Genomic DNA, 9,286 nt, shown 5'->3' with positions numbered 1-9,286 from the left:
GCGGTTCAACACTCCGCTCCGCGATCGCCAGTTCGTGCCGCTCGGCCTGCCTCCTGGAGTTGCTTGCCCAACTCCTCGGCGAGAGCTTCCAGTTCGCTCCGGCGGGCGGTGATCCGCTGTGCCAGGCACCCCCAGCTGTGGTGGCCAGGGCGATCGATGCTGTGTGGCGGTCAGTTCTTGATCAGGACGGCTGTGTAGCCGGACAGCGCGGTGTTGACCTCTGTCAGGTCGAAGGCGGCGGGGTCGAACTGGTCGGCGGAGTCGAGGCCGAGCCATTCCAGCCGGTCGTCGTGTTCTTCGTGTCCGGGGTCGGCGAGGATCTCGATGAGGTACTCGTATCCCCAGACGCCGCCGCAGTCTTCAGGCGGGCAGGCTCGGCGGCCGGTGAGGCAGCGCGGATAGGCCGTGCCGGGCTCTGCGTCCTCGACGGCCTCGACGAGGATGTCGTGCTCCCAGTTGTCGCCGAAGTCGTAGGTGTAGCCGAACCGGTCGCCGGTGTGCGGAGCGACCTGGTCGAGCCGTTTCGCAGCGGCGCTGCGGATCCCCAACTCCCGGTCTGCGGTGCCGTACCGGGCCTGCGGGGTCTCGAAGGCCCACATGTGGTAGTCCTCCCAGCCGAACGCGACCTGGATGAGGTGGTGTAGCTGCTGCAGGGTGGTGCCGGACGTCACTTCCAGGCGGCGCCAGATCGGGGGCCGGGAGCCACGCAGCGTGACCTTGATCGTGTGGACGGTCGTCCCCGGTGCTGTCCGGGAGCGGGAGATCGGCTTCGCGCGCCTGGTGTTCGCCATAGTGGCCATCCTTGCCTCGTCCCCGGCCCTCACGCGGCCGCCTGCCGACGGCTCCACTCATCCGCGCGACAATGATCACTGCTGCGCCTCGCCCGTACGACGTACGCGAGGCCTCCTGGTCCGGCGTTCTTCCCGGTCCGGGCGCGTCATGCCGGCCTCTTCGTATCCGCGCGGCTGCTGCTCGCCACCGTGACGGTCAGGCGGCGCGGGCGTCGGTCTTGGGCGGTGGCAGTACCGGGACGCGGGCGCTCGTCAACGCCGGGGGAGGGCTGGGCCGTTGCTGGTGGGCCTTGGTCTGGTAGAGGACCGTGTCGCCGTCGGCGGTATGCGCGATGAGGTCGATGCCGTGGTCGTTGTCGGTGGGGGTGGTGCGGACGGCGGTGTCGGGCCGGGCCGGGCCGATGCCGTGGGTGAGGAGGTGGGTGGCGGTGATCCAGTCGGGTGGGGTGGTGCCGTTGCGGTGTGCTTCCCGGCTGGCTGACCGGTACATGACGGCGAAGGCGTCCGCGAGCACTTGGACCCCCGCGGCCAGGGCGGTGGGAGCGTTGCGGATGCCGGGGTCTGCGGCGAGGGCTTCGATGACCGGTCTGATGCCTGCGGCCAGCCGGTCGACGTCGTAGCGAGCGCGGTGTGCGGCGAGGGCTTCGATGACCGGTCTGATGCCTGCGGCCAGCCGGTCGACGTCGTAGTGGGCGCCGATGTCTGGTCCGTCGTACGCCAGGGGGACCGGGTGGCTGCGGCGGATCAGCTGCGTGAGCTGCCTGCGCGGGGGCGCGGGGCGGGTGCCGCGCTGGGCGGTGACGTGCTGGTAGGCGTCGAGGTACGGGCGATGTGCGGCCGGAGGGATGGCGCACACGGTGAGGAACGTGATCAGCTGCTCGCGGCTGGCGGGCAGCGCCTTGCGGTTGACGATCCGCGACGCGGTGGCGAGCGGCACCCGTGCCTGGCCCGGCCGGTCGAAGTCGCGCAGGGGCGGGGCGCCAGCCCGTTCGTAGGTCTCGGCCAGGACGAGGCTGAAGTCGCGCGCGTCGCGGGCGAAGGCGGGGGCGGGCGCCTTGAGCGTGCGGGGCTTGCCGCGCTGGGCGGTGCGGCCGAGGGTACGCAGGCGGCGGGCCTTGTCCTGGTCGGCAGGGCCGGCGCCGCAGGCGTGGAGGTAGGCGTCGAGGACGGCCGGGGAGGGCGGGGCGGTGCCGGCCTCGGCGCGCTGGACGGCGCCGCGGGAGATGTTGGCAGCGTCGGCCAGGGCGCGCTGGGTCAGGCGGGCGGTGTCGCGCAGGGCTCTCAGGTGCTCGGCGAGGTGGGCGAAGTGGCGGTCCGAGCCGGCGGCGGGGGAACGGGCCATGTCCGGCGCTTACTTGCCCGTGCCGGAGCGTACGGCGGCCTCGACGAAGAGGCTCATAGGGCGGCGGTGAGGGTGGCCGCGCCGATCGCGCCGCAGCCGCCCAGGAGGGCGAAGACGGTGTCCAGCTCGGTGCCGGCGAGGAGCAGGCCGGTGCCGAGCCCAAGAACGGCGATCAGCAGGATCAGCGCGTGGGTGGGCCCGAACCGCCCGGCGGCGCCGTCCGGTTCACCGCCGCCCGCCGCCCGCCGCCCGCCGCCCGCCGCCCGCCGGCGCCGGTGCCGTGGCGGTGGGTGCGGGTGCGGGTGCGCAGGTGCAGGCTGGGGCGGGCTGGGGCGGGCCCGGCTGGGTGGGGGATAGGGGGAAGGCTCATGGTGCGCAGGACTCCATCCTGACGGGGCCGCCGACGGCATGCCGGGGCCCGGGGCTACTGGTCGCAAAGTGGCGTAGTCCTTAAGGCAGTTGGCCCTGCCGATGGTCGGGCTGCGCAGCACACAGCCTTCCACGCTCCGGTATCCCGCCGCCCCGCCCCGGTGCGGCTTTTGTCCGGTGTGCGGCTTGCTGGCCCCGCCGGTGTTCCCCGTCCCGCCGTGAAATCCGCTGCCCGGCCGGCCCGCGAACACCGGCTTGACGACGACGGGTTGCGTGTCTACCGCCCTTGTGGCGGCCCATCGTTTGTTCCAGCCGACTTGCGGCCCAGGCCGTATCAGCAAGACGGTGGTCCCAGCTCGACACCGGCGGCACGTCCGCCGGTGTCCTCCTGACGGCTACTGGTCGCAAACCCGAACCCGTTCCAGGACCTCCGGAAGGCGCGTTGGCCCGCGCCCTCCGACACCTCAGGCCGGCACCGCTCTCGGTGCCGGCCTCAGGTGCGTCCAGTGTGACGGCGGTGGCGGTCACACTGCTGGGGCGGTAGACGGACGACCTCCCCGCGCGCCCTGGGCCTGCGGGGAGACCGTCGCGTAGCTGCTCGACCGGTCGGCGCGGGCGGGTGTCGACGAGGAGGGCGTTGCCGCGGGGGCGTCGTTGTGGCCAACTCCCTAGCTGGTGACGACGACCAGCTGGTCGGTGGTGTTCGGCAGCGTTCGCCAACGTTCGGGGCAGTCCGGCGCCACCGGGAAATCCCGTACATCGTTCGGATACGTGCCCCGTGGCCCGGCGGGCCGGCCCGCGTCGCAATCTCTCTCCCCCCGGGGATTGGGGATGGGGGAGACGGGCTCGGCGAATGTTGGGTGCCTTCCAGTCTGGGGCGCGTCGGCTCGTGCTTCGACAATGCCGTCAGCGAGGCGTTCAACAGCGTCCTCAAGGTCGAATACGTGCACCGGCACGCCTTCACCACCCGCACCGAGGCACGGATCCGGATCGCGACCTGGATTACCGACTTCTACAACACACGACGGCTACACAGCGTGTGCGGTTTTACGAGCCCGATCGACTACGAACGCGACTACTGGGCCAGCCTCAACGAGGAGCTGGCTGCATGAGAAGGTCTCCACGATTCGGGGGGATTGACAGATCAGCCACGCTGCTTACGCGACCACACGAAGAGGAGCAGAGGTCGGACTGAGATACAAAACCACGCGGTCGATGCGCTCAGCGAGGTCAGGGGCAGTTTTCGTTGCCGCTCCTCACGGCAGGCACCGCCGTTATGCCGAGAGGGCACTGTCACATGTGATTGAGGGTCTGCAACTCCTCGCGTTCGGCGTTCTTGCCTGACTCCTTGTCGGCCGAGCAACTGTCCCTTGGTGCAAGCGTGTGCGTATGCCACGAGGCCGCCAGCCCGTGATGCATCACAGGCCGCTCTCGGCTATGTCCCGCCAGTGGGTGAGACTGCTACGGATGGTCAGGGTGTGGCTGTGGTCACGGCCCTGCATTCGCACCAGGTCACACAGAAGCTCCTCCAACGCGGCCTCAGCGCCGGCCGCATCCCCCGCCTCACCCCGCCAGCGGGCGAGATCATTCCGGGCAACCAGGACGTGACGGTGGTCGGGGCCCTGCACTCGCACCAGGTCGGGCAGCAGCTCCTCCAACGCGGCCACGGCGCCGGCCGCGTCTGCGGCCTCACCCCGCCAATGGGCAAGGTTACGATGGGCAGTCAGGGTGTGACGGTGGTCGGGGCCGTGCACTCGCACCAGGTCGGGCAGCAGCTCCTCCAACGCGGCCACAGCGCCAGCCGCATCCCCCGACTCACCCCGCCAATGGGCAAGATCATTACGCACGGCCAGGACGTGGAGGTGGTTGGCACCCTGGGCGCGCACCAGGTCGGGCAGCAGCTCCTCGAACTCGGCCAAGGTGCCTGCCGCATCTCCGGCCTCGACCTGCGAGTTACGGCGGACGGTCAGGGTTGCGGAGCGGTGGGGGCCCTGCGCCTGCAGTCGGTCGTCCGGCAGCTGGAGGTACTCGGCCGCAGCGCCCGCCGCATCCCCCGCCCCAGCCCGCCAATGGGCAAGGTTGCGATGGGCAGTCAGGGTGTGACGGTGGTCGCGGCCCTGCACTCGCACCAGGTCACACAGCAGCTCCTCCAACGCGGCCACAGCGCCAGCCGCATCCCCCGCCTCACCCCGCCAATGGGCAAGATCATTACGAACGGCCAGGACGTCAGGATGGTCAGCGCCCCGCATCCGCACCAGGCCGTCCAGCAGCTGGGAGTACTCGGCCGCAGCACCCGCCGCATCCCCCGCCCCAGCCCGCCAATAGGCGAGGCGGTGGCGGGTGGTCAGGGTGTGGAGGTGACCGGGGCCCAAAACCCGTAGGTGGCTGGCCAGCAGCTCCTCGAACGCGGCCACGGCGCCGGCCGCATCCCCCTTATCAGCCCGCCAGCGAGCGAGATCATTAAGGGCGGTCAGGGTGTCGGGATGGGCAGCGCCTAGCACCCGTAACCGCTCAGCCACCAACTTCTGCAACCTGGAACCGTCATTGGCCGGAACCCACGGGGGAGGGCGCATTGCCAGTTGCTCTGCAGTGACGTAGAAGTGGCGGGGGTCCTGGATCCGGACCCGGTTGGCGGGCGGTTCTTCGACCGCAAACGCATTGGCCGCCTCATTCCGCCAATAGGCGAGGTTGTGGCGCGTGGTCAGAGCATCGGGGTGGTCGTAGCCCAGGATACGAACCCGGTCGGTCAACAGTGTCTCGAATTCGGCTACGGCGCCCGCCACGTCTCCGGTCTTACCCCGCCAGCGGGCAAGGTTGCCGCGGACGGCCAGGGTGTGGCGATGGTAGGGGCCCAAGACCCGTACCCGGTCGGCCAGCAGCTCCTCGAACGCACCCACGGCGCCGGCCGCGTCCCCCGCCTCGCCTCGCCAATAAGCGAGGTTGCCACGAACGGCCAGAGTGTCAGGATGGTCCGGACCCAGAACCCGGACCAGGTCGGGCAGCAGCTCCCCAAACGCAGCCGCGGCGCCAGCCGCATCCCTCACCTCGCCTCGCCAATAAGCGAGGTTGCCACGAACGGCCAGAGTGTCAGCATGGTCCGGGCCCAGAACCCGCACTACGAGGGCCAGCAGCTCCCCAAACGCGGCCACGGCCCCGGCCGCGTCCCCGGCTGCACCCTGCCAGCCAGCAAGCTGGCGACGGGTGGTCAGGGTCTGCAAGTCGTTGGGGCCCAACACCCGTACTCGGTCGGCCAGCAGTTCCTCGAGGGCAGCTGCGGCACCGGCCGCGTCCCCGGCTGCACCCTGCCAGCCAGCAAGGTCGTTACGGGAGGTCAGGGTATCGGGGTGGTCAGGGCCCAGGTGGTGACAAGTCGTCTCAGCCAGGCGACGGTAATGGATTGCCGCCGCGGTGAACTGACCAACTTCCCCGAGACTTTCGCCGGTACGGAAGAGCACTGGGTGGGCGTCAGGTCGGTGGAGGGCATCTTCGGCGGTGCGGGTGAGTGCGGTGGCGTTGACGCGCAACGCCCGGGCAAGGTCGGTGTCTTGTTCGATGGCGGGCCAGGCGGCGGTGAGGGTGTTGGCAGCGGTGCGGGCAAGCCGGTCGTACTGCTCGGGAGTGAGGGCGTCGCGGGTGGCACGCTGAATGAGTTGGTGGACACGCACAGCCTGGTGGGGAGTGTCGGGTGTGTGGTCGATCAGACTCAGTCGGCGCAAAACCCTCAACGCGAGCATGGCATCCTCAGTCGAGGCACTTGCCGTCTGGTGGGTGCCGCCTGCATCGGTGGGGGTGCGGTGCTCGGCGGCGTGCGCGAGGGCGGGCTGACTGGTGAGCACTGTGGTGGGGATGCCGTTGGGGGCGAGGAAAGCAGCCAGTTGGAGCATCGGGCGAGCCATGCCCACCGGGCGAAGCTGGTTGGCGCGTTCGACGGACAGGGACCAGGTGGCGGCCACGGTGGCGGCCTGGCCATCAGGTAGTACGCCGGGCTCCGGAAGCAGGTCGGCCAGCTTCCTGACTCGGTCGGCCAGCAGTTGCCGGTAGGAGGCGCAGGTCAGATCCGCGTCGATGATGTAGGCCGTGGCCTGGGCGAGGGCGAGCGGCAGATATCCCAGATCAGCGGTGAGGCTGTTGATGTGGTCGGTGGGCTCGTGACGGTTGTGCGCGGCGAGTACGGCCTTGACGTAGGCGGCGGATTCCTGGGAGGTGAACAGGCCCACGGTGACCAGGCGTCGGCCTGCTCCGGTCAGAGCGGCCTCGCGGCGGCGCGTGGTGACCAGGACACGGCCGCGTGGACTGGTGGGCGGCCACCAGCCGCGCATATCGGCAGGATCCGCGACGTCGTCAAGGACGATCAACCACCGGCATGGCTTCTGGTCAGCTTTGGGTTCCAGCCAGGCCAGAAACGCCCGCGCGGCCTGATCGGGGTCACGGGGGTCGGCACCGAGGATCTCCACACCAGCTTGCGCGTAGCCGGCCGTGATCGCTGAGCGGCTGCTCGCGCTGATCCACACCAGTACGTCAACTCCGCCCCTGAGCAAGGCGGTGCGGGCGTAGTCGGCAGCCAGCTGGGTCTTGCCCACCCCACCGATCCCGGTGAGTACCTGCGTGAGCACTGCGGTGCCCCCGCCGTCGGCAGCGGCCCGCAACTGGTCGACCGCTGACCGGTGCTGAAAAGATAAGGCGCGCGGCGGGAGTACGCCGACCTGGTGCGGCCAGACGGCCGGTGTGCGCGGGGCCGCCTGCTGCACGAGGGTGAAACCGTCGATCGCCAGGTACCCGGTGTTGGCCAGCCCGCCCTCGCTGGCCGTAGCGGCGCCCGTATGACTCACATGCACCGGGCCAGCGGTCTGCAGGACAGCCCCTGCGTAGCCGGATACTGCCGTGGCGCCGTCGCGAGCGCTGGCATCTCCGGTGTCCGCAGCACTCACTGACGGCTCCGGCGTTGCACCTGCGGCCCCGGGCCCGGTGCCGGGGGCACCCTCTAGGTCAGGGCGGCGGATGGGCCATCTCACCATCGCAAGCAGATCCTCCCGCGGGCTGTGGCCGTCCCGGCCCGGTCAGCTGAAGTCGACACCCGTACTCGCACTGCTCCCGGAACCATCCGCGGTGGCGTCCCCGGTTCGCTCTGCCCTAACAGGCCCACTCCCACTCGCCTGCGGGCGTCGCACGCCGGTGGACGCCCGGCCTCCACCGGTGGCCTTGGCCTTGCCGGTGTCGACCGCTGCGACCCCCGGCTGCGGGGCGACCGGGGACTGCATCAGCGCCCATACCAGAGCGGCGATCCCTGTGGCGCCCTGGATGGAAGCGGCAACCAGCTGGCCTGTATCCGGGTTGTCGAGCAACCAGAAGAACGGTGTCGAGACAGTCAGCACAACCGCGACCACCACGACGACGGCTTTCCTACGCCACGACACGCCCAACCGCCCCCTCCCGCACCCTGCAAACGCCACCCGCAGCAGCATCGGACAAACCTGACTACCAGGTTAGGACGTCACTACGCAACCACGGGCCCCCGCGCCCAGTTGAGGACGCCGTCCCGCCGCCGACGCAAGCGCGGCCCCGCCCGCAGCGCGCGCCCACAATACGGCTTGACGCTGCGCGCTTGACACACTCCCGCATTGCATGGCGAAGCGCCTCAAGCGCCGCCCATATCGCGGATCAGGGAGCCGAGGGTTCGGGATTTGGCCGGACTGAGCTGCCTCGGCTACCTCACCTAACGCCCGGCCTGTCCATCGATGCTGAGAGTTCGCGCAATCCGCTAGCGTCTCCGCGACCCACTCCACTTCCGAAGAGTGGTGAGGCCGTGATGCAGGGTGCTCAGGTCGGCGGCGCCAGTGAGAATCCGGCCTCGTCCTCAAAGCAGGCCCCGCCCCTTCCTCCGGGAATGCCTCGGCCACGGCGATGTATCGATTGGTGAGAGAGCACTCGACTGGATCTCTAGGATCCTCTCCGTGGACGAGTACCGGCACCGGCTGGAACAGCTTGAGATGGCATGGGCGGAGTTGGGTCGCGCCGACACGCGACAGCAAGAGGTCTGGGCTGACGGCCTGGGCGATCTCTTGGAGTCGGGCTACTTGATTCAGGCTGACGCCGAGCGAGTCGTCGGTTGGCTCGTCCAGAGAGCGGTGTCCGATGTGGACTACGCAGTACGCGAGTCTGCCCTGCACGCGATCTCGGAGGCTGGAGTTCAGTACGAGCTCCCCTACGGGGCCCTTGAGCCGCTGGCTGCCAATGTCGACGCCTTCGAGCCACTGTTGTTGGAGTATGTGTTGTTCAGCCTGTCGGCAACTTACGACGAGCGAGCACGACGAACTATCGAGCCGTTCCTTGTCCACCCCGATGCCACCGTGCGTGAGGAGGCAGAACTTGCGATGACTGAACTCCGAGATGACGGTGGCAAGTCAGCCTGAACTCGTAGCCGTTGGGGCGGTTGGTACAACTCCGGTAGCAGGAGGCCCGCCCGGCCCATCCGCGCTCTTTGCCGGGCGGGCTCATTGCTCGCTGACGAGGTAACGGCCAGGTCTGGCTCGACTACGAGCTGACCGGAACCGGGCCGAGGCGGACGTCGGCCGGCCCTCCCTCAGCGCGCCAGCCCTCGGCATCATCTGAATCTGGTCATTGCGGACGACATCGAGAGGCGATCGCTGGTCGAGTTGCCGGTGACCTCCTCTCAGGCCGGTGCGGCCAGCGTGTCAATCCCCCCGAATCGTGGAGACCTTCTCATGCAGCCAGCTCCTCGTTGAGGCTGGCCCAGTAGTCGCGTTCGTAGTCGATCGGGCTCGCG

Annotated in this window: 6 protein-coding genes; 2 read left to right on the top strand and 4 right to left on the bottom strand. The window is 69.5% G+C overall.

The window, feature by feature from the left end; all coding sequences use genetic code 11:
* Positions 1-170: 170 nt before the first annotated feature.
* From ACZ67T_RS45810 to ACZ67T_RS45800, 3 genes are all read right to left on the bottom strand, one after another.
* Positions 171-791, bottom strand: a complete 621-nt coding sequence (locus tag ACZ67T_RS45810) for a plasmid pRiA4b ORF-3 family protein (protein WP_469992955.1) — start codon at positions 789-791, stop codon at positions 171-173.
* Positions 792-987: 196 nt separating this feature from the next.
* Positions 988-2,133: a helix-turn-helix domain-containing protein gene (locus ACZ67T_RS45805; RefSeq protein ID WP_469992954.1), complete on the bottom strand. Its 1,146-nt coding sequence runs from the start codon at positions 2,131-2,133 to the stop codon at positions 988-990.
* A gap of 53 nt (positions 2,134-2,186) precedes the next feature.
* Positions 2,187-2,570, bottom strand: coding sequence for a hypothetical protein (locus tag ACZ67T_RS45800; RefSeq protein ID WP_469992952.1), 384 nt, complete (start codon positions 2,568-2,570; stop codon positions 2,187-2,189).
* A gap of 792 nt (positions 2,571-3,362) precedes the next feature.
* Here ACZ67T_RS45800 and ACZ67T_RS45795 point away from each other — a divergent pair.
* On the top strand, positions 3,363-3,614 hold the full coding sequence (locus ACZ67T_RS45795; protein ID WP_469992950.1) for an integrase core domain-containing protein: 252 nt from the start codon (positions 3,363-3,365) through the stop codon (positions 3,612-3,614).
* Positions 3,615-3,920: 306 nt separating this feature from the next.
* Here ACZ67T_RS45795 and ACZ67T_RS45790 read toward each other — a convergent pair whose 3' ends face one another.
* Entirely contained in the window at positions 3,921-7,430 is a 3,510-nt protein-coding gene (locus ACZ67T_RS45790; protein ID WP_469992948.1) for a tetratricopeptide repeat protein, read from the bottom strand.
* Between the two features lie 1,023 nt (positions 7,431-8,453).
* Here ACZ67T_RS45790 and ACZ67T_RS45785 point away from each other — a divergent pair.
* A complete protein-coding gene (locus tag ACZ67T_RS45785) occupies positions 8,454-8,912 on the top strand; it encodes a HEAT repeat domain-containing protein (RefSeq protein WP_469992947.1) in 459 nt (152 codons plus the stop codon).
* The last annotated feature ends 374 nt before the right edge of the window (positions 8,913-9,286 follow it).

Source organism: Streptomyces sp. NPDC107517, assembly GCF_055582645.1.
The sequence above is the reverse complement of the archived record's forward strand: the minus strand, read 5'-3'. Positions and strand labels throughout refer to the sequence as shown.

Excerpts from the sequence above, each read along its gene's own strand:
- ACZ67T_RS45810 (WP_469992955.1), bottom strand. The coding sequence starts at position 791 with ATGGCGAACACCAGGCGCGCGAAGCCGATCTCCCGCTCCCGGACAGCA.
- ACZ67T_RS45805 (WP_469992954.1), bottom strand. The coding sequence starts at position 2,133 with ATGGCCCGTTCCCCCGCCGCCGGCTCGGACCGCCACTTCGCCCACCTC.